Origin of the sequence: Rothia sp. HMSC075F09 (genome assembly GCF_001810515.1) — a bacterium.
Taxonomy (GTDB): domain Bacteria; phylum Actinomycetota; class Actinomycetes; order Actinomycetales; family Micrococcaceae; genus Rothia.
Window position 1 is genome coordinate 20,271 of the sequence record NZ_KV801785.1, and the last position, 18,793, is coordinate 39,063.

At 57.1% G+C, this 18,793-nt stretch carries 14 protein-coding genes, 3 tRNA genes and 2 rRNA genes; 17 read left to right on the plus strand and 2 right to left on the minus strand.

All coding sequences use genetic code 11. The annotated features are described in order from the left end of the window. Nucleotides 1-45: 45 nt before the first annotated feature. Nucleotides 46-183 carry a 50S ribosomal protein L34 gene (rpmH, locus tag HMPREF2749_RS04215; RefSeq protein WP_005504094.1) on the minus strand — a complete coding sequence of 46 codons (138 nt, stop codon included), beginning with the start codon at nucleotides 181-183 and terminating at the stop codon, nucleotides 46-48. Nucleotides 184-752: 569 nt separating this feature from the next. On the opposite strand from rpmH, the gene dnaA reads away from it, so the two are divergent. The 16 genes from dnaA (at nucleotide 753) to rrf (HMPREF2749_RS04295) (ending at nucleotide 17,182) form a co-directional block, all read left to right on the plus strand. Beyond that, on the plus strand, nucleotides 753-2,447 hold the full coding sequence (dnaA, locus tag HMPREF2749_RS04220; RefSeq protein WP_049351854.1) for a chromosomal replication initiator protein DnaA: 1,695 nt from the start codon (nucleotides 753-755) through the stop codon (nucleotides 2,445-2,447). Nucleotides 2,448-3,249: 802 nt separating this feature from the next. Then, on the plus strand, nucleotides 3,250-4,374 hold the full coding sequence (gene dnaN / locus HMPREF2749_RS04225; protein ID WP_049327445.1) for a DNA polymerase III subunit beta: 1,125 nt from the start codon (nucleotides 3,250-3,252) through the stop codon (nucleotides 4,372-4,374). 189 nt (nucleotides 4,375-4,563) lie between these two features. After that, nucleotides 4,564-5,805, plus strand: a complete 1,242-nt coding sequence (gene recF, locus HMPREF2749_RS04230; RefSeq protein WP_070593515.1) for a DNA replication/repair protein RecF — start codon at nucleotides 4,564-4,566, stop codon at nucleotides 5,803-5,805. Continuing rightward, nucleotides 5,798-6,493 carry a DciA family protein gene (locus HMPREF2749_RS04235; protein WP_070593516.1) on the plus strand — a complete coding sequence of 232 codons (696 nt, stop codon included), beginning with the start codon at nucleotides 5,798-5,800 and terminating at the stop codon, nucleotides 6,491-6,493. The genes recF and HMPREF2749_RS04235 overlap by 8 nt, the downstream gene beginning before the upstream one ends. A 416-nt stretch (nucleotides 6,494-6,909) precedes the next feature. Continuing rightward, nucleotides 6,910-8,946, plus strand: coding sequence for a DNA topoisomerase (ATP-hydrolyzing) subunit B (gyrB, locus tag HMPREF2749_RS04240; protein ID WP_049341948.1), 2,037 nt, complete (start codon nucleotides 6,910-6,912; stop codon nucleotides 8,944-8,946). A 79-nt stretch (nucleotides 8,947-9,025) separates the two neighbouring features. Further along, nucleotides 9,026-11,656, plus strand: coding sequence for a DNA gyrase subunit A (gene gyrA, locus HMPREF2749_RS04245; RefSeq protein ID WP_070593517.1), 2,631 nt, complete (start codon nucleotides 9,026-9,028; stop codon nucleotides 11,654-11,656). Beyond that, a complete protein-coding gene (locus HMPREF2749_RS04250; protein ID WP_012902635.1) occupies nucleotides 11,656-12,252 on the plus strand; it encodes a DUF3566 domain-containing protein in 597 nt (198 codons plus the stop codon). Before gyrA ends, HMPREF2749_RS04250 begins: the two co-directional genes overlap by 1 nt. Before the next feature lie 198 nt (nucleotides 12,253-12,450). Beyond that, a tRNA-Ile gene (locus HMPREF2749_RS04255) sits at nucleotides 12,451-12,524 on the plus strand. A gap of 144 nt (nucleotides 12,525-12,668) precedes the next feature. Beyond that, nucleotides 12,669-12,741, plus strand: a tRNA-Ala gene (locus tag HMPREF2749_RS04260). A 3-nt stretch (nucleotides 12,742-12,744) separates the two neighbouring features. Beyond that, nucleotides 12,745-12,861 (plus strand): 5S ribosomal RNA (gene rrf, locus HMPREF2749_RS04265). Nucleotides 12,862-13,451: 590 nt separating this feature from the next. Next, nucleotides 13,452-14,681 carry an inorganic phosphate transporter gene (locus HMPREF2749_RS04270; RefSeq protein WP_012902636.1) on the plus strand — a complete coding sequence of 410 codons (1,230 nt, stop codon included), beginning with the start codon at nucleotides 13,452-13,454 and terminating at the stop codon, nucleotides 14,679-14,681. 14 nt (nucleotides 14,682-14,695) lie between these two features. Then, nucleotides 14,696-14,989 (plus strand): hypothetical protein, encoded by a 294-nt coding sequence (locus HMPREF2749_RS04275; protein WP_044149971.1) that lies wholly within the window; start codon nucleotides 14,696-14,698, stop codon nucleotides 14,987-14,989. 50 nt (nucleotides 14,990-15,039) lie between these two features. Further along, nucleotides 15,040-15,492, plus strand: a complete 453-nt coding sequence (locus HMPREF2749_RS04280; protein ID WP_049337595.1) for a DUF3349 domain-containing protein — start codon at nucleotides 15,040-15,042, stop codon at nucleotides 15,490-15,492. A gap of 206 nt (nucleotides 15,493-15,698) precedes the next feature. Further along, nucleotides 15,699-16,898 (plus strand): acetamidase, encoded by a 1,200-nt coding sequence (locus HMPREF2749_RS04285; protein WP_246823499.1) that lies wholly within the window; start codon nucleotides 15,699-15,701, stop codon nucleotides 16,896-16,898. A 91-nt stretch (nucleotides 16,899-16,989) separates the two neighbouring features. Next, nucleotides 16,990-17,062, plus strand: a tRNA-Ala gene (locus HMPREF2749_RS04290). Between the two features lie 3 nt (nucleotides 17,063-17,065). Then, nucleotides 17,066-17,182: ribosomal RNA gene (gene rrf, locus HMPREF2749_RS04295) — 5S ribosomal RNA — on the plus strand. 282 nt (nucleotides 17,183-17,464) lie between these two features. Here rrf (HMPREF2749_RS04295) and HMPREF2749_RS04300 read toward each other — a convergent pair. Next, entirely contained in the window at nucleotides 17,465-17,800 is a 336-nt protein-coding gene (locus tag HMPREF2749_RS04300; protein WP_005504118.1) for a hypothetical protein, read from the minus strand. Nucleotides 17,801-17,973: 173 nt separating this feature from the next. On the opposite strand from HMPREF2749_RS04300, the gene HMPREF2749_RS04305 reads away from it, so the two are divergent. Then, a complete protein-coding gene (locus HMPREF2749_RS04305) occupies nucleotides 17,974-18,501 on the plus strand; it encodes a peptidylprolyl isomerase (RefSeq protein ID WP_005508008.1) in 528 nt (175 codons plus the stop codon). Nucleotides 18,502-18,793: the final 292 nt, after the last annotated feature.

Sequence of the window (18,793 nt, forward strand, 5' to 3'; positions counted from 1 at the left end):
CCCCCGCCGATGCGTGTGCATCGGCGGGCGAACTATATGCCGTGATTAGGCCGAGAGCTTTGCGCGGCCCTTACCGCGGCGGCTCGACAGAATCGCGCGGCCTGCACGGGTACGCATACGCAGACGGAAGCCGTGCTTCTTAGCGCGACGGCGGTTGTTCGGCTGGAAAGTACGCTTGCTCATACTTTGTCTCCTTGATTTTTGCGGTTCGTGCCCTCACGGGTATCGGAACCGTACGCTTCTTGGTGCACGGAGGTACCGCGACTATTCGCAGTAGGCGGTGCACACACAACAGCACAACTTTAGAAGAGTGGAGGGCGTAAATCAAGTTCTTAACGCTTTTTTCCGCGTGATTCCGGGCTCGTTTGTGGCGTGGAGGCGGTGATTGCGGCGGGTATACAGGCTGTGGAGATACTGCGTACTCTTGGGACGTAAACCTGGGGATATTTACGGCAGTACGGTATCCACTACGGTGCATATCCCACCCAAACCCCCTACTACCACTAAGTTATCCACACCCTTGAGCTTTTGGAGTTTTCCGCTAAATATCAGGGAAGAAGACCTGTTATGCACTTAAATCCACCACTTATCCACTTCTGTAATTACAAGTTTTCCACCGTGTGGAAAACTCTTGTGGATAACTTTCTCCTCCTGTGTATTAAGCGGGTAGAATCTTAATGACCTCGCGGTGGCCTCCGGCATGATTTCTTTACTGCACCACCGCTTCACATCGAGTGAAAGTAAAGAATTTCATGACCGACTCCCTTCAGGCGCGCTGGGCGCATCTGCTCTCCATTCTTGCCGCCGATCCGGCGGTGACGGCACGTCAGCGCGGTTTCGTGAATCTTGCGCAGCCTCAGGGATTGATGGGTTCTTCTCGCCTCATCATTGAGGTGCCGAATAAGCTCACCCGTGCGGTCTTTGAGGAGCAGATTAGCGCTTCGTTCCGTACGGCTCTGCACGAGGCATTTGGCCCGTCGACTACCGCGCTTTTCGATGTGAATGAGTCGATGATTCCGGTTGAACCTGCAAGTCAGGACGTTTTCCATGGTGAGCGTGAGGTGCCTGCTGAGCAGTCGCATGCACCTGCTGTCGTTCCGGCGGCTTCTGCACATCCTGAGGCGCCCGCCGGTTCGCGCGCTTTTGAGTACTACACCGAGCCGCATCCGGGCCCTGACCATTACGAAGTGCCCGCCGATGAGCAGGTCACCCGCCCCTCCCTGCAGGCTTTGGAGGCGGAGCGTACCGGATTCCCCTCCGCACAGCAGCCGGCGGCTTCTGTCGCGGGTGCGCCTCGCGAGTACCCGGCACCCACTTTCGTTCCGGACGCCCCGGCGGTACCGGAGGCCCAGCAGGTGCATCCGCATGAAGACCCGGAAAACGCGCCGACTTGGGATAGCTCTGCCCGACTGAACCCGAACTACACCTTCGACACCTTCGTGATTGGTCAGTCCAACCGCTTTGCACACGCGAGCGCTTTCGCGGTGGCGGAGCAGCCCGGCATTGTCTACAACCCGCTGTTCATCTACGGCGGTTCGGGTCTGGGTAAGACCCACCTGCTGCACGCGATTGGCCACTACACCAAGTATCTGTACCCGAATTTGCGGGTGCGCTACGTGAATTCTGAGGAGTTCACGAATGACTTCATTAACTCGATCCGTGATGATGAGGGTTCGTCGTTCAAGCAGATTTACCGCAATGTTGACGTTCTTCTGATTGACGATATCCAGTTTTTGGCGGGTAAAGAGGCGACGATGGAGGAGTTCTTCCATACGTTTAACGCCCTGTACAACCACCAGAAGCAGATCGTGATTACCTCTGATTTGCCGCCGAAGCAGCTGACCGGTTTCGCTGAGCGTATGCGTTCGCGTTTCGGTTCGGGCCTGAACGTGGATGTGCAGCCTCCGGAGCTGGAGACTCGTATCGCGATTCTGCGGAAGAAGGCTCAGAACGAGATTTTGCCGGTGCGAGATGACGTCATGGAGTACATTGCTTCCCATGTCACGGCCAATATTCGCGAGTTGGAGGGCGCTCTGATTCGTGCGAGCGCTGCCGCCTCGATGAAGAAGCCGCCGGAGCCCATTACCCTGGCTGAGGCTGAGACCTATCTGAAGGATTTGCTCTCTGATACCGGTGGTGCGGAGATTACGTCGGCGCTGGTTTTGGCGACGGTGGCGAAGTATTTTGATGTGTCCATTGAGGATATGCAGTCGAAGTCTCGCACCCGTACGCTCACGAATGCGCGCCAGGTGGCGATGTATCTTCTGCGTGAGCTGACCGAGATGTCCCTGCCGCGTATTGGTAACGATTTGGGCGGCCGCGACCATACGACGGTGATGCACGCGGTGCGTAAGGTGAGCGCGCAGATGGCGGAGCGTCAAACGATTTTCAATCAGGTGACTGAGCTGACGAATTTGATTCGCCAGGAGCAGCGCGCCGCCGGCTAGATGTGTTTTTGTCCCTGTCCCGTAGCTTATTTTGTGCCTCGACTAGGTGTTTTATAGGCTTCGGGGCGGGGATTTCAGGCTAGATTCGAGGATTTTAGCGACTCTCAACACTGGATTTTCGGGGTGTGGATAAGCTGTGCTTTAACTCATGCGTTCGTGTGGACGTTAAGTGCATGAATATTCAAAAGGTGTGGAATCGAGGAAATGTATAAATATCCATACACAATGCATCCTCAGCGTTGAGTGGTTTCTTCCACTTAATGTCCACAGGCTACTTCCGCGTCATTGCAGGCAAGGAAGGGGTTTTCCACCGTTTCCACAAGCGTTAACAATACTACTGTACTTAAAGAAAAAATCCTCCCCATAACAAGTAGTTCTGCTCGACCAACCGGGCTGTTTCAGGTTTTTCTGTGCACCCTTACTGAAAACGTAGATTTTCGCGGATTTGGATCGATAGCTGCACTCTATCTTTTGGGTTGGATTTGAAGGTTGGGTTTGAAGAAGAAACCAACACCGAACCATCACCTAATTCGAACCTGTTTTCGACTAGGTTTGATACGCCTTCCGCCTATCTTTGTAATTACAAAAATACAGTGACCCTACATGCCTCATCTCACCCGATTTTTCGCTGCAGGAGCGACCTCTGTGTCTCTGTGTAATTACAAAATCCGGTAGGATGGATAGACGCGCGCGCGGGAAGATGTACTGCGCACCAGAGCACGCGATATTTCCGGCTCTTTCGCCCATAAGCTTTACGTGCGCCCCAAAATGACTCTCCAATTCCGTGAAAGGCGCCTTCTCGATGAAATTCACCGTTGAACGCGATGTCCTTGCCGAAGCAGTCGGCTGGACGGCACGCTCACTTCCGCTGCGTCCCACCTCCCCCGTACTCAACGGTCTGCTGATTACCGCCTCCGCAGGTGAGGTCAGCATCGCAAGCTTCGATCACGAGACCAGCGCCCGCCAGGTCATTGCAGCCGATGTTGAAGCAGAAGGCGTGTGCCTGGTTCCCGGCAAGATCCTGGCAGAAATTTGCCGCTCCCTACCGAACGCACCCGTCGAGTTCACCGCAGATGAGTCCGTGATTCGTATTCACTGCCGTTCCGCTAACTTCCAGCTCGCTGGCATGCCGGTCGTGGACTACCCCGAGCTTCCTGAGCTTCCCGAAATTTCCGGTACCGTGGACGGCGCCGAATTCGCTGAAGCCGTCAAGCAGGTTCAGATTGCGGTGTCCAAGGATGAGACCCTGCCGCTGCTGACCGGTATCCGCGTAGAAATCAATGGCGATACCATGACCCTGCTCGCCACCGACCGCTACCGCCTGGCAATGCGCGAAATCAAGTGGAACCCGACCAACCCTGACGTTCAGGCGGCTGTGCTGCTGAAGGCTAAGACCGTCTCTGAGGTCGGTAGCACCCTCTCCGGTTCCGGCGATCTGTCTATCGCCCTGCCCGCAGCGGGTGAGCTGATCGGCTTCGCAGCGGGTACCCGCCGCACCACCAGCGTTCTGATGGACGGCGACTACCCCAACATCCGTGCGCTGTTCCCCGAACAGACCCCGATTCACGCGGTGGTTCGCACCTCCGACCTGGCTGAGGCTGCTCGCCGTATCTCCCTCGTGGCGGAACGCAACACTCCCCTGCGTCTGAAGTTCACTCAGGGTTCGGTTGCTATTGATGCCGGCCGCGGTGATGAGGCTCAGGCATCCGAGACTCTGCAGGCGCACCTGTCCGGTGATGACATCACCGTTGCGTACAACCCCGCCTACCTCTCGGATGGTTTGAAGGTTTTTGGTACCGAGTTCGTTCGTTTCTCCTTCACCGATGCGCCGAAGCCTGCCGTAATTTCCGGTCAGGATGAGCCTCTGGCTGAGGATGACCGCAACTACCGTTACCTGCTGATGCCGGTTCGCCTGCCGTCGAACTAGTTTCAGCGTCGCTACCCCGCACGTCTTTCGGTGCCCTATGCATCGTGGGTATGTGCGGGGTTGCGCTGTTTTTTCTGTGCTCATCCGTGCGGAAAACCACAGTATTTTGGCCTGCGCACTGTGCCCGCCAGCTGGCGCTGTGAACCCCTGCGACCCCGTATGTGAAACCCCGTGAAAGGAGCTGCTCCGGTGTATATTGACCATATTTCGTTGTTGGATTACCGTACCTACGCCCTGCTGAGCCTGCCTCTTTCGGCGGGAGTTACGGTGTTTCTGGGCTCTAATGGTGTGGGGAAAACCAATATTGTTGAGGCAATCGACTATGCGGCGTCGCTCTCTTCGCACCGTGTGAGCCATGACGGGCCGCTGGTTCGAGCGGGTGCTTCGCGCGCCTATATTCGCACCCGTACGGTGCGCGGTTCGCAGCAGACAGTGACCGAGTTTGAGATTGCTCCGGGGCAGAGTAATCGGGTGCGCATTAATCGTGCCGCGCCAGTGCGCGCCAAGGAGGCGCTGGGCATTGCCCGCACGGTGCTGTTTTCCCCGGAGGATCTGCAACTGGTGAAGGGGGATCCCGCCGGTCGTCGTCGTTTTGTGGATGATTTGGCCAGCTCTTTGCGTCCGGTGGTCTCCGGGTACCGTAGCGAGTATGAGCGGATTTTGCGGCAACGTAATTCGTTGTTGAAATCCATGCAGCGTAAGGCGCGGGACGAGAACGCTTTGAGTACCCTGTCGGTCTGGGATGAGCAACTGTCGACCCTGGGCGCTCAGCTGCTTTCTGCGCGTTTCCGTCTGTTGCAGCGCTTTTTGCCGCAGCTTCGCCGCGCCTACGCGGGGCTGACGGACGGCTCTAAAGAGGTCGGTTTCAACTATGAGTCGACTGTTTTTTCGAGCATGGGTGAACGCTCTATCGAGCATGCGGCGCTGATGCGCATTGAGGACCTCAAGGAGGCTTTGATGCGTGGTTTTGCGGAGCGTCGACGCGATGAGATTGAGCGTGGCGTGACCCTAGTGGGTCCGCACCGTGAGGATATTACCCTGCTGCTCGGTGGTATGCCGGTGAAGTATTTTGCCTCGCACGGTGAGAGCTGGTCTTTTGCTCTGGCGCTGAAGTTGGCGTCCTGGTTTGTGCATGTTGAGGATGACTCCTCGGTGGGTTCTTCGCCGATTCTGATTCTTGATGATGTGTTTGCGGAGCTTGATTCTGCGCGCCGCCACCGCCTGGGCGCGATGGTTGCCGATGCGGAGCAGGTGCTGATTACCTGCGCGGTGCTCAGCGATATTCCGGAGGAGCTGGGCGACTACCGCCTGGTGTCGGTGACGGCGGGGCGCGCCGAGTATGTGCAGCCTGCCGCTGGTCCTGTCACTGACTCTGCGGGGCAGCCGAATTCGACCGTTTCTGCGCTCGCGGAGGGTGACGGCGATGAGTAACCCCATTCACCCTCAAAACCATGTTTCACGTGAAACATTCGATGAATTCGCGGAACCGCAGTTTGCGGAGCCCCAAAACCCGCGCGAGGTTGACGGCGTGGGTGAGTTCTACCGTGACGAGGTGGACGCCCCCTCCGCCCTACTGACCCGTATGCGAGTGGCGGCTCAAGAACGCGGCGAGGCGCCCCTGAATGCCTTCTCTGCGAATAAAATCATGCGCGATTTTGGTGCGGTCATGTCTGGAACCGCCTCGAAGAAGAAATCGCGGCGAGCGCAGGGGTGGGACCCCCGCGTCATGGGTGGCTATAGCGGCCCTGGAGAGAGCTCTCGCGACCCCAAACCCCTTGGCGGCATCGTCAGCGCTCTGATCCGTTCTCGCGGCTGGAAAGAGCCCGTGGCAGTCTCTAGCGTGCTGGCTCGCTGGGCTGAGCTCGTGGGCCCTGAAATTGCGGCGCACACCCGCCCCATCAGCTTCGAAAACTCCATTGTTGAAGTCCAGTGCGACTCTACCGCCTGGACGACTCAGCTGCGCCTGATGCACGGGCACCTCATCGAACTTTTCCGCCGTGAACTGGGTGATGGTGTCGTGGCTCAGGTTCGCGTGCTGGGTCCGAACAACGGACGCTGGAACCAGCGAGGCTATCGGCGTGCCACCGGCATGCGCGGTGTGCGCGACACCTACGGGTAGCCTTCTGAGTGCCTCTGGTGCTCGTTCACCTTCTGAATGAACGGTGTTAGGTCAAAATAAGCCTTTTTCTGCACGCTATGAAAGCTTTAGAATCGCCAGCAACCCCCACGAAGTGGTGAACCGTATCCCCTACCTCAAAAGGGGGTTGAGGCACTCTAAACCGCCTTAGCGGGCTTTTGAGCGGGTGGTAGTGCCCAAAAAAGCTCAATATGTGACGCTTGTAGATGGTTTTATGCTCTCTTGCTCGGTAAAATAAAAGAGACAATGCGTAAAGTGTGCCCACCTATGGGTACCACCGGCACCGCGGGTTGTGCAGGCACTTTCTTGTGCCCTCTGTGAGGCGTTCTAGGCTCCGCTCTTGGCTGCCCGTAGCTTTCCTTTGCCGGTTGCATCATCTACTCAAGGAGTTCTGCCTCGTGGCATCTGAACAGAATGCATCTGAACAGCAGCATGAATACGGTGCATCCGATATTACCGTGCTGGAAGGTCTGGAAGCGGTTCGCAAGCGCCCCGGCATGTACATTGGCTCGACCACTGAGCGCGGTCTGCACCACCTGGTCTACGAGGTCGTAGATAACTCGGTCGACGAAGCGCTCGCCGGCTACGCCTCCAAAATTGACGTGACCATCCAGGCTGATGGTGCTGTTCGCGTAGAGGATGACGGTCGCGGTATTCCCGTGGATGAGCACCCCACCGAGCACAAGTCCACTGTTGAGGTCGTCATGACCGTGCTGCACGCTGGCGGTAAGTTTGGCGGTGGCGGCTACTCCGTTTCCGGTGGTCTGCACGGTGTGGGTATCTCCGTGGTGAACGCGCTGTCCACCCGCGTGATTACCGAGGTGCACCGTCAGGGCTACGCATGGCATATTTCCTTCTCCAACGGTGGTGTGCCGGATGGCCCCCTGCGTAAGGGTGAGCCGTCCGATAAGACCGGCACTATCCAGACTTTCTACCCGGACCCCGAGATTTTCGAGACCGTCGAGTTCGACTTTGAGACTCTGCGCGCCCGTTTCCAGCAGATGGCGTTCCTGAACAAGGGCCTGACCATCACCCTGACCGATGAGCGCGAGAAGTTCGTCGGTGACGAGGTTGCTGAAGAGAGTGAGAAGAAGGAAAACATCCTCAACCGCGTGCACGCGAACGCTGAGGGTTTCACGACTGTCACCTACCGTTACGACAACGGCCTGTTCGACTACGTACACTTCCTCAACGCAGGCGCGAAGACCATCGTGAACGAGGAGATTGTCTCCTTTGAAGCCGAAGACACTGAGCGCAATATGAGCCTGGAAGTGGCGATGCAGTGGACTGGCGCCTACAAGGAGTCCGTCTACTCGTACGCGAACACGATTAACACCCACGAGGGCGGTACTCACGAAGAGGGTTTCCGTGCCGCTCTGACCTCGCTGGTGAACCGTTACGCGCGTGAGAACAAGCTGTTGCGCGATAAGGACGATAACCTCACCGGTGAAGACGTGCGTGAGGGCCTGACCGCGGTGATTTCGATTAAGATTTCTGAGCCGCAGTTCGAGGGTCAGACCAAGACCAAGCTGGGTAACTCGGAGGCTAAGTCCTTCACCCAGCGCGAGGTGAACGATCACCTCGGCGACTGGTTCGGTCGTAACCCCGCGGTGGCGAAGGACATCGTGCGCCGCGCAATCACCGCCGCTCAGGCGCGTATTGCAGCCCGTAAGGCACGCGAGACGACCCGCCGTAAGGGCCTGCTGGAGACTAGCTCCATGCCCGGTAAGCTTAAGGACTGCTCCTCGAAGGACCCGTCGATCTCTGAGATTTACCTGGTGGAGGGTGACTCTGCGGGTGGTTCGGCTGTTCAGGGTCGCGACCCGAACACTCAGGCTATTCTGCCGCTGCGCGGTAAGATCCTGAACGTTGAGCGCGCTCGCCTGGACCGTGCCCTGTCCAACGCTGAAATTCAGGCGATGATTACCGCTTTCGGTACCGGCATTGGTGACGACTTCGATATTGAGAAGGCACGCTACCACAAGATCGTTCTGATGGCGGATGCGGACGTCGATGGCCAGCATATTACGACTCTGCTACTGACTCTGCTCTTCCGCTTTATGCGTCCGCTGATTGAGGCGGGTTATGTGTACCTGGCTCAGCCGCCGTTGTACCGCATCAAGTGGTCGAACGCTCCGCACGATTATGTGTACTCGGACGCTGAGCGTGATGAGGCTCTGGCTCGTGGTGCTACGAAGAACCTGCGCCTGCCCAAGGATAACGGTATTCAGCGTTACAAGGGGCTGGGCGAGATGGACTACACCGAGCTGTGGGACACCACCATGGATCCGGCTCGCCGCACCCTGCTACAGGTGAAGATGGAAGACGCAGCGGCGGCTGACCAGATCTTCTCTGTTCTGATGGGCGAGGACGTTGAAGCTCGCCGTGAGTTTATCCAGCAGAACGCAAAGGACATTCGATTCCTCGATATCTAGCCCGAAACGGCATATGCCCCGTATGGAATATGCCAAATGAGCTATATAGCCGAGCGAGTCATTGAGGAATGAGAAAGTAATGAGCGAAGAACAGCAGAATAAATCCACTGAGGTTGATGTAGTTAGCAACGGTGGCGCTGAAAATGTAGACCACCACGGTCACATTGAACAGGTGGACCTGCAGACCGAAATGCAGCGTTCCTACCTGGACTACGCAATGGCGGTTATTATTGGCCGCGCCCTGCCGGATGTGCGTGACGGCCTCAAGCCCGTGCACCGCCGCGTGATCTACGCGATGTACGACGGCGGCTACCGCCCGGACCGATCCTTCAATAAGTGCGCCCGCGTGGTCGGCGACGTGATGGGTCAGTTCCACCCCCACGGCGATGTCGCTATCTACGACACTCTGGTGCGTCTGATTCAGAGCTGGATTATGCGTTACCCGCTGGCTCTGGGTCAGGGTAACTTCGGCTCCCCCGGTAACGACGGTGCTGCAGCGCCTCGATACACCGAGACCAAGATGGCTCCCATTGCTCTTGAGATGGTGCGTGACATCAACGAAGACACCGTTGATTTCCAGCCCAACTATGACGGCAAGTCCCTGGAGCCTACCGTTCTACCCGCGCGCATCCCGAACCTGCTGGTCAACGGTTCTTCGGGTATTGCTGTGGGTATGGCGACCAATATTCCGCCGCATAACCTGCGTGAGGTTGCCGAGGGTGTGGAGTGGTTCCTGAAGAACCCGCACGCCACCAACGAGGAGCTGCTAAACGCTCTGATGGCGCGCATTAAGGGCCCCGATTTCCCGACCGGTGCGCAGATTCTGGGCACCAAGGGCATTGAGGATGCGTACCGTACTGGCCGCGGCTCTATCACCATGCGCGCGGTGGTCAACGTGGAGGAAATCCACGGTCGCACCTGCCTTGTGGTGACCGAGCTGCCGTACCAGGCGAACCCGGATAACCTGGCGATTAAGATTGCTGAGCTCATCAAGGACGGCAAGGTCACCGGTATCGCCGACCTGCGCGACGAGACTTCGGGTCGTACCGGTCAGCGCTTGGTGATTGTGCTCAAGCGTGATGCTTCCCCGAAGGTTGTGCTGAACAACCTGTACAAGCACACCCAGCTGCAGGAGAACTTCTCCGCGAACATGCTGGCCATCGTGGACGGCGTGCCCCGCACCCTGTCCCTGGACGCTTTCGTGCGCCACTGGGTCAACCACCAGCTGGATGTTATCGTTCGTCGTACCCGTTACCGTCTGCGTCAGGCGGAGGAAGAGGCGCACATCCTGCGTGGCCTGCTGAAGGCTCTGGATGCTCTGGATGAGGTCATTGCCCTGATTCGCCGCTCCCCCACCGCTGATGAGGCGCGTAGCGGCCTGATGGAGTTCTTGCAGATTGATGAGGCTCAGGCTCAGGCAATTCTGAACATGCAGCTGCGTCGTTTGGCTGCTTTGGAGCGTCAGAAGATTCAGGATCGTCACGATGAGCTGATGCGCATGATCGCTGAGTACAACGCGATTATTGCTTCGGAGACTCGCCAGCGTGAGATTATCTCTGAGGAGCTGGGCGAGATTGTGAACCGCTACGGCGATGAGCGTCGCACTCAGATCATGTACGGCTACAACGGCGACATGTCCATGGAAGACCTCATCCCTGAGGAAGAGGTCGTGGTTACGATTACTCGCGGCGGCTACATTAAGCGCACCCGCAGTGATCAGTACCGTAGCCAGCACCGTGGCGGTAAGGGCATTAAGGGTGCCTCGCTGCGCGGTGATGACGTGGTGGAGCACTTCTTTGTGACTACTACGCACAGCTGGATTCTGTTCTTCACGAACTTGGGTCGCGTGTACCGTGCGAAGGGTTACGAGCTGCAGGAAGCCGGTCGTGACGCGAAGGGTCAGCACATTGCGAACCTGCTGGAGTTCCAGGGCGGTGAGCATATTGCTCAGGTGATGGAGCTGAAGAGCTATGAGGATGCTGAGTACCTGGTGCTTGCTACTCGCGGCGGCATGGTGAAGAAGAGCCGCCTGAGCGATTACGATACGAACCGTACTGCCGGCCTGATTGCGATTAACCTGCGTGAGGGCGATGAGGTTGTTTCGGCGTTCACCGTTTCGGATAAGGACGATATTCTGCTGGTGTCGCGTAACGGTATGTCGCTACGCTTCCACGCTGATGATGCGTCGTTGCGCCCGATGGGTCGTTCGACCTCCGGTGTGACCGGTATGAAGTTCCGTGAGGGCGACGAGCTGATTTCTGCGAATGTGGTTACTGAGGGTTCCTTCGTCTTCGTGGTCACTGAGGGTGGTTACGCGAAGCGTACGAGCGTGGATGAGTACCGCGTGCAGGGCCGTAACGGCTTCGGCATTAAGGTTGCTAAGCTAGTTGAGGATCGTGGCGCCCTGGTGGGTGGCCTCATTGTGGACGAAGAGGACGAGGTGCTGGTGGTTATGGCCAGCGGCAAGGTCGTTCGTTCTAACGTGAATGAGGTTCCTGCGAAGGGACGCGATACTATGGGTGTTATCTTTGCAAAGCCCGGTAAGGGCGATTCTATTATTGGTGTTGCACGCAACCAGGATCGTCAGCTGGATGATAGCGACGATGAAACCACTGAGAACACCGAGGCTTCGGAGTCTTCTGAGGCGCCCGGTACGGACAACGAGGGTGAAGCGGCGGCTGCCGATCTCACCGCTACTGGAGGTAACTAATGAGCAGCACTCCCGCGAGCTCCTCTCCTGCGTCGGCACAGCGTTCGGCGTCGGCTGGTGCATCTAAGTCTTCGGGTGCGGCTAAGGCTGGCGCGCGTCGCCCGGCTCAGGCGCGTTCGGGCCAGGCTCGTCCTGGCGGTACCGCTAAGCGTCCTGTCGGCAAGCGCCCTGTAAACGCTAAGCGTCCGACCGGTTCGCGCCGTCAGCTGGTGCGTCCGGCGCCGCGTTCGAAGATTCGTCGTGCGCGTCTGGTGGTTCAGAAGGTTGATACGTGGTCGGTTGCTAAGCTGATCTTCCTGCTGTCTATTGCCCTGGGTATCGTGACCGTCGTGGCTTCGGTGATTCTCTGGCTGTTCCTGCAGGCTTCTGGTGCGTTTACCGGTGTGAACCAGCTGATTAGCTCGCTGGGTACCGGTTCGACCACTGTGGATATTTCGCAGATGATTTCGCTGGGTCAGGTTGCTTTGGTGACTACTATTTTTGCTGTGGTCAACACTGTGGTCTTTACTCTGCTGGGTATGATTGGCGCGATTCTGTACAACCTGGCTGCGAAGCTGGTTGGTGGCGTGACCTTGACTCTGAGTGATGAGTCCTAGTTTGTAGCTTTTGAGCTTTGTGTGCGGGCGGTTCTGTCTCTGGTGGAGGCGGTGCCGCCCGTTCTGCATGCCCCGCTCTGTATGCTCGGGAACCCCCAATATTAAAGTGTGATACAGAACATGCTTTTTCGATTTGGTGTTACCTTCAAACACCTGTATAGTTATATCTCGTTCTACGGAAGAAATTCCGCAGAAGGAGGGCGTATAGCTCAGACGGTTAGAGCGCTTCGCTGATAACGAAGAGGTCCCAAGTTCGATTCTTGGTACGCCCACTCCACACTATGAAAGGCAATAATGAAGAAATTATTGATTCTTGCTGTTCTTTCGTGTGTTACTGTGATGGTTCTGAAAAAGTACCAGAGCAATGAGGTCGTGAAGGCTTGGAAAAATAACTAAACAGTGGTTTCCGCTGAGACGGGGGCGTGGCGCAATTGGTAGCGCATCTGCTTTGCAAGCAGAGGGTTAGGGGTTCGAGTCCCCTCGCCTCCACTTTCCGGTGATTATAGCAAGAGGGAAACGCCTGGTTCCATTCCGAACCCAGAAGCTAAGACTCTTTGCGCCGATGGTACTGCACTTTTGTGGGTGTGGGAGAGTAGGTCATCGCCGGTTTATTTTTGAGAAAGACCCCGTATCGAAAGATGCGGGGTTTTTTGTTGTATTCGCCGAAGTTGTTGTATCTGCTGATGTGATGCGGGGGAATAGATGCGAATACCTCGCGAAGTTGATGTGCTGCGTGCGCCGCGGGTATAGATTCAATTCTTCGTGATATTCGAATGTGCACGGCTGTAGGAAACCCCTACTGTGGAGAATGTGCTCCGCAGAAAGCCCCGCGCCGTAAAACCCACAGGGGTGTCCCGTGTGGGTAGCTCGGTGACCTAAATGAGGTCTGAATAATAAAGGTGTGTCACAAAAAGAAAGCTGGGAGGTTCCTGAAAGTGAACACTTGGTGAACACACTTTAGCCTCTTGATGGATATAATCACCCCTCTCCCCCGCACTCTCGCATAAGCCACATAAACCAACTTAAGCATTCCGATAGGTGCACCCTTTTTTCCGCGGAATATCGGGAGAGTTTCCCCTGAAATATGGGCTCTATAGTAAAACCCTCATAAAAATCCGCTCAATGCCGTGGGTTTATCTGTTATTTCGTGTTAATTCGGAATACTTTAGATTTCGCGAAAACCGACAGATAATTTTCTTGTGACTACAGAACTCATTATTCTCGTGATCGTGGTGCTGACCGCGCTCGCCTTCGACTTTACGAATGGCTTCCACGACACCGGCAACGCGATGGCAACCTCCATCGCCACCGGTGCGCTGAAGCCTAAGACCGCCGTGGCGCTGTCTGCGTCCCTGAACCTCGTCGGCGCGTTCCTCTCTGTTGAGGTGGCACGCTCGGTTGGTAGCGGCATCGTGAACCTGGATCGTATCGATGTAACAACAGACGGCCCGGCGCTGATGCTTATCGTCTTTACCGGCCTGGTTGGCGGCATCCTCTGGAATGTTTTGACCTGGCTTCTGGGTCTTCCCTCCTCCTCATCGCACGCTCTGTTTGGTGGCCTGATTGGTTCGGCTATTGTCGCGATCGGCTTTGACGGCGTGCAGTGGATGGGCGTTCTGTCCAAGATTATTGTTCCCGCGGTCCTCTCCCCCGTCATTGCGGCTATTGTGGCGGCAACCGGCACTTGGCTGGTCTACCGTATTGCTGCCCCGGTGGCTGACGACCGTAAGCACGGCGGCTTCCGCAAGGGACAGGTTGCGACCGCATCCCTGATGTCTCTGGCGCACGGTACTAACGATGCGCAGAAGACCATGGGCGTGATCTTCCTGGCTCTGGTTGCTTCGGGCACTCTGAGCAACGATGACGCGATCCCCCTGTGGGTGAAGGCTTCCTGCGCTATTGCTATTGCTCTGGGTACTTACCTGGGCGGTTGGCGCATTATCCGCACCCTCGGTAAGGGCATCGTTGAGGTAGACACCCCGCAGGGTGTTGCTGCTGACGGTGCATCCGCTGCGATTATTCTGACCTCCTCCCACTTCGGTATGGCTCTGTCGACCACTCACGTGGCGTCCGGTTCGATTCTGGGTAGTGGCCTGGGTCGTAAGGGTGCTGAGGTTCGCTGGTCTGTTGCTGGCCGCATGGTGGTTGCTTGGCTGATTACCCTGCCGGCTGCCGCGATTGTGGGTGCTCTGACCTGGTTGATTGGTCACGGCCTGAATGCTCTGACCGGCACCCAGTTTGTTGGCGAAATGACCGTGTTCGCTCTGCTGGTGATCTTCTGCTTCCTGATGTGGCGTCATTCCCAGAAGGACAACATTGACGCTTCGAACGTGACTGGCGACTGGGATGAAAAGGAAGGCGCTGCAGTCACCAGCGCTGAGGCATCCGCAGAAGCCCAGACCCTTGCTACTGAGAAGGCAGGTTCGTAGTCGTGGAATATCTGATGGACATTGTGAACAAGGTTATTCCGGTGCTGATTGCCGGTTTGTTCTTTGGCGCGGGCCTTCCGGCGCTCTATGCGCTGGGTCTGCGTATGCTGGCTGGTCGTACCGAGTACACCGCGGACGGCAAGCTCGTTGAAATTGAGCCTCCGGGAACGGCGGCGAAGATTGCTGCGTTCTGCATTTTTGCTATTATCGTAGCAATCGTAATCATCGGTATTCTCTGGGTCGCTAAGGACTTTATCGACCACACTTTCGGCTGGAATATCTTCGGCGTAACCGGTGGAGGCCACTAATCCCGTGAACACTAAATTGCATATGATGACTGCTTCGAAGGAGGGGCTCGATGCCTGATAAGAGCATGATCTCTCGAGTAATCGACTGGCTGAGCGTCGGGTATCCCAAGGATGTTCCGGTGCAGGACCGCGCGGCAGTGATGGCTATTTTGAAGATGCGTCTGACCGATGAGCAGCTGCAGGAAGTTGTTCGTCAGCTCATGCAGTCCCGTGCTGCCCGTGGTGAGGCGTATGTGAGTGACCAGCGCATTAATGAGTACATTCGTCGAGTGGTGGATCATACCCCGACCCCGCAGGATATTGACCGCGTCGCTAAGATTCTTGGTGCGCACGGCTTCCTGATTGCAGAGAATCACGTGAACGAGGACGCTGAGCCTACGGCTGGCGGTACCGAGTACGTGACCTACGATGATCCGACGACCGGCGAGATCCGTATTGCTGAGTTGGCTGCTGAATCGGCTAATATTCCGGCTCCGAACGCTACGGCTGCGCAGGATAACTAAATAGCCTGCGGTGAGAGTTGAGAGCTCTCATGAAGTTTGTGACCTATGGGGTGGACTGAGTCCACCCCATAGGTTTTCTTTATGCCCTCCGATGGATGTGCCGCGGGTTGCCGGCCTGCGCATAGGTGCGGGCGGTATTCTAGAGGGACTTCACTCCCCTCAAACCGTTGGTGGGCTTTGCGCTCGCCCTGCATCATGGAGATTCTGTGTCTTCTTCCCCTTCTTTGGAACCCGAGAACTCTCACATTCCCGATACTTCTACCCGGGGAGCCTCTCAGGGCTCTTCTGAGGCGGCATCCGTTGCCGCTGAGGACTCTGTGGCTAAGACCCCTTCTACCCGCGTCGATGCCGCTAAAGAGGCTATTGCTGGGCAGGTGCGCCGCCTCGTGGTGCCCCGCCGTTCCCTGCTTCTGACTGGCGGCGTGGTTGCTGCCGCTGGGGTGCTTGCGGCGATGCCGCAGATTGCCGCCACCGGTGTGTTGGGTGAGGATGCGGCGGCGGTGGTTTCAAACGAGAAGCTGCTGGCACGCCGTGAGCGTCTGGTTCGCGAGAATATTGATACCCGCTACCTGAAGATTGAGTCGCTGGGGCGTATCTATGTGGGTAAGGGGCGTGGTGAACAGGACCTGCGCCTGGTGGGTTCTTTCTCCCTCACGGAGGCGGCGCAGGCCGATTTGGCGGCGGCAGCTACGGCTCTGGCGAACCTGTCTGTCTACGGTTCTCTGCACCGGCTGAGCGTCACCTACGGTGGCGTGGACTCGGCGAATGACCCGCAGAACATCGCTAATACGGTGACGGATGCGCCGGTGAGCCCGCTGCGCGTGAATGAATCGGCAACCCTGAAGGAAGAGCAGTGGCTGAAGGTGCTGACCGCTAACGCAGCGCTGGGAACTAATGCGAGCTACGCTCAGGTGGGGCTGCTTGCGGATGAGCTGCGCCTGAACGCTGTGGTGATTGATGAGAACTATGAATCCCTGATGAAGCGTTTCCGTGCGCTAGCTGAGCTGGATTTGAAGAATGAGCGGGTACAGCAGATTCATCTGAATATTCAGTTGGCTCCGGAGAAGGCGCTGAGCCTGCCCTCGGGTGCGCAGTCGAAGATTTCGGTGAGTGTTGCCGAGTCTTCACGCGTGGCAACGGTTGCTGATGTGCTGTCGAAGGCTGCCACGAAGAAGGAGCTGAACACTTTGGCCTCGTTCTCGCTGGTGTGGAATGCTCGTGAGAAGTACCCCTCGGCGAGCCAGTGGGATGCGTTCAAGCTGGGCTTCAAGGCGCCGGAATCGAAGGAGGAGTCTGCGAAGGAGGCGCAACGCACTGCGGTTCGTAAGTACCTGCAGGAAGTTAGTGGCCCCCTGCAGGCTCTGACGAAGCGTGAGGCAACAGTGCCGGGTGAGGTTATTACCTAAACCCCTCAGTAATGTGATGGGTCTAACTAAAAAAATGTGCCTGGGGATTTGGTGAAGCCACAATAGGTGTTATAGACTAGTAGAGCACCGCGGGGGCGTGGCGCAATTGGTAGCGCATCTGCTTTGCAAGCAGAGGGTTAGGGGTTCGAGTCCCCTCGCCTCCACTTTCCGGTGATTATAGCAAGAGGGAAACGCCTGGTTCCATTCCGAACCCAGAAGCTAAGACTCTTTGCGCCGATGGTACTGCACTTTTGTGGGTGTGGGAGAGTAGGTCATCGCCGGTTTATTTTTGAACCGAGAACCCCATGTCGAAAGACATGGGGTTCTTTGTATATCCGGGTATGTTAGGGGAAATACCGCAGGGTGCACCCGGGGAGATTCAGTGCTCTATCTTTAGCTCCTCCTCTCGCCCCTGTCCCCCCTAAAAAACAAACACCCCGAAAAAATAAACTAATAGCCGCCCGTCAGAGTAAAACTCTAGCGGGCGGCTATCTCTCACAATGCGCTCCCTCACGCCGCTAGCGGCGCCTCAGAACGTGTAGAGAAGAAAATGCGGGGAATAACGCTTATGCGTTCTTCCAGGGGTCCTCCACGGGGCGAGCTGCGTTGTAGGCTGCGGCGCCTGCAACACCCAGAGCAACCAGCAGACCCAGGAACGCCAGGCCCTTACGGGGGCGCTTGCCGCCGTTACGCTCAATACGAGCCAGTTCCTTCTCAGCGGCGCGAACGGTCTTTGCGGTAGCCTTACGAGCCTTCTTCAGGGCCTTCTTGTTGCCGGTCAGCTTCTCAGCGAACATCTCAGCGGTCTTGCCTTCCAGCGCGGACTCAACAGCAGCCAGAGAAGAGACGATAGCCTGAGCCTTAGCAGCCTTGCGTGCCTTACGCTTCTTGCAGCAGAACATGGGGTGACCTCCATCGGTTGAAATGCGCCAGCGACCAGAAAACGCCGCCGCGCGCGTAGTGTTCACCTCTCAGGATATTCAATTCCCGCCCAAAAAGCCCGCCCAACGGTGCGCCCGGGGCGAAAAAACATGTTAGATGGCGAATGAGCGCCGCCCCGTGCCACAATAGAGCCATGACTAATGCAACTGCTAAGGCAACTATCCACACTAACTACGGTGACATCGTCGTCGAGCTCTTCGGCAACCACGCACCGCTGACTGTTGAGAACTTCATCGGCCTCGCTGACGGCTCCCGTCAGTGGAAGCACCCCCGCACCGGTGAAATCATGAACACCCCCCTGTACAAGGACGTCGTGTTCCACCGCATCATCAAGGACTTCATGATTCAGGGTGGTGACCCCCTGGGCATGGGCGTTGGTGGCCCCGGCTACCAGTTCAAGGACGAGATTCACCCCGAACTCTCCTTCTCCAAGCCCTACCTGCTGGCAATGGCTAACGCAGGCCCCGGCACCAACGGTTCTCAGTTCTTCATCACCACCGTTGAGACCCCTTGGCTGAACGGCCGCCACACCATCTTCGGTGAGGTTACCGACGAGGCATCCAAGAAGGTTGTTGACGCTATTGAGGGCGTTGAGACCGGCTTCCAGGACCGCCCGGTCAAGGACGTTGTCATCTCCTCGATCGACATCGAAAAGCTCTAATAAACCCCATCGGAAGGCTCATACGAGCATTCTGCTGAAGGTGTTGAGAAAACACGTATAGTTCAGGGGCCCGCCAGGATTCTTCCGGTGGGTCCCTGCGCTTATATGCCCGCGCGCGCCATCCCCCGCACACCACCCCGGTTGATCCGGTACACAACCCCTGGAGGTTCAGTGGAGAACTTTCCCAACTACGCAGGCTACGGGCAGACCCCAACCGTCTGCGTCAACCACCCCAACCGCGTTAGCTACGCCCAGTGCAAGCGCTGCAACCGCACCGTCTGCGGCGAATGTC

Bases quoted from the DNA above. Each gene is read 5' to 3' on its own strand.
- rpmH (WP_005504094.1), bottom strand. From the start codon at position 183: ATGAGCAAGCGTACTTTCCAGCCGAACAACCGCCGTCGCGCTAAGAAG.
- dnaA (WP_049351854.1), top strand. From the start codon at position 753: ATGACCGACTCCCTTCAGGCGCGCTGGGCGCATCTGCTCTCCATTCTT.
- dnaN (WP_049327445.1), top strand. From the start codon at position 3,250: ATGAAATTCACCGTTGAACGCGATGTCCTTGCCGAAGCAGTCGGCTGG.
- HMPREF2749_RS04235 (WP_070593516.1), top strand. From the start codon at position 5,798: ATGAGTAACCCCATTCACCCTCAAAACCATGTTTCACGTGAAACATTC.
- gyrA (WP_070593517.1), top strand. From the start codon at position 9,026: ATGAGCGAAGAACAGCAGAATAAATCCACTGAGGTTGATGTAGTTAGC.
- HMPREF2749_RS04250 (WP_012902635.1), top strand. From the start codon at position 11,656: ATGAGCAGCACTCCCGCGAGCTCCTCTCCTGCGTCGGCACAGCGTTCG.
- HMPREF2749_RS04275 (WP_044149971.1), top strand. From the start codon at position 14,696: ATGGACATTGTGAACAAGGTTATTCCGGTGCTGATTGCCGGTTTGTTC.
- HMPREF2749_RS04280 (WP_049337595.1), top strand. From the start codon at position 15,040: ATGCCTGATAAGAGCATGATCTCTCGAGTAATCGACTGGCTGAGCGTC.
- HMPREF2749_RS04300 (WP_005504118.1), bottom strand. From the start codon at position 17,800: ATGTTCTGCTGCAAGAAGCGTAAGGCACGCAAGGCTGCTAAGGCTCAG.
- HMPREF2749_RS04305 (WP_005508008.1), top strand. From the start codon at position 17,974: ATGACTAATGCAACTGCTAAGGCAACTATCCACACTAACTACGGTGAC.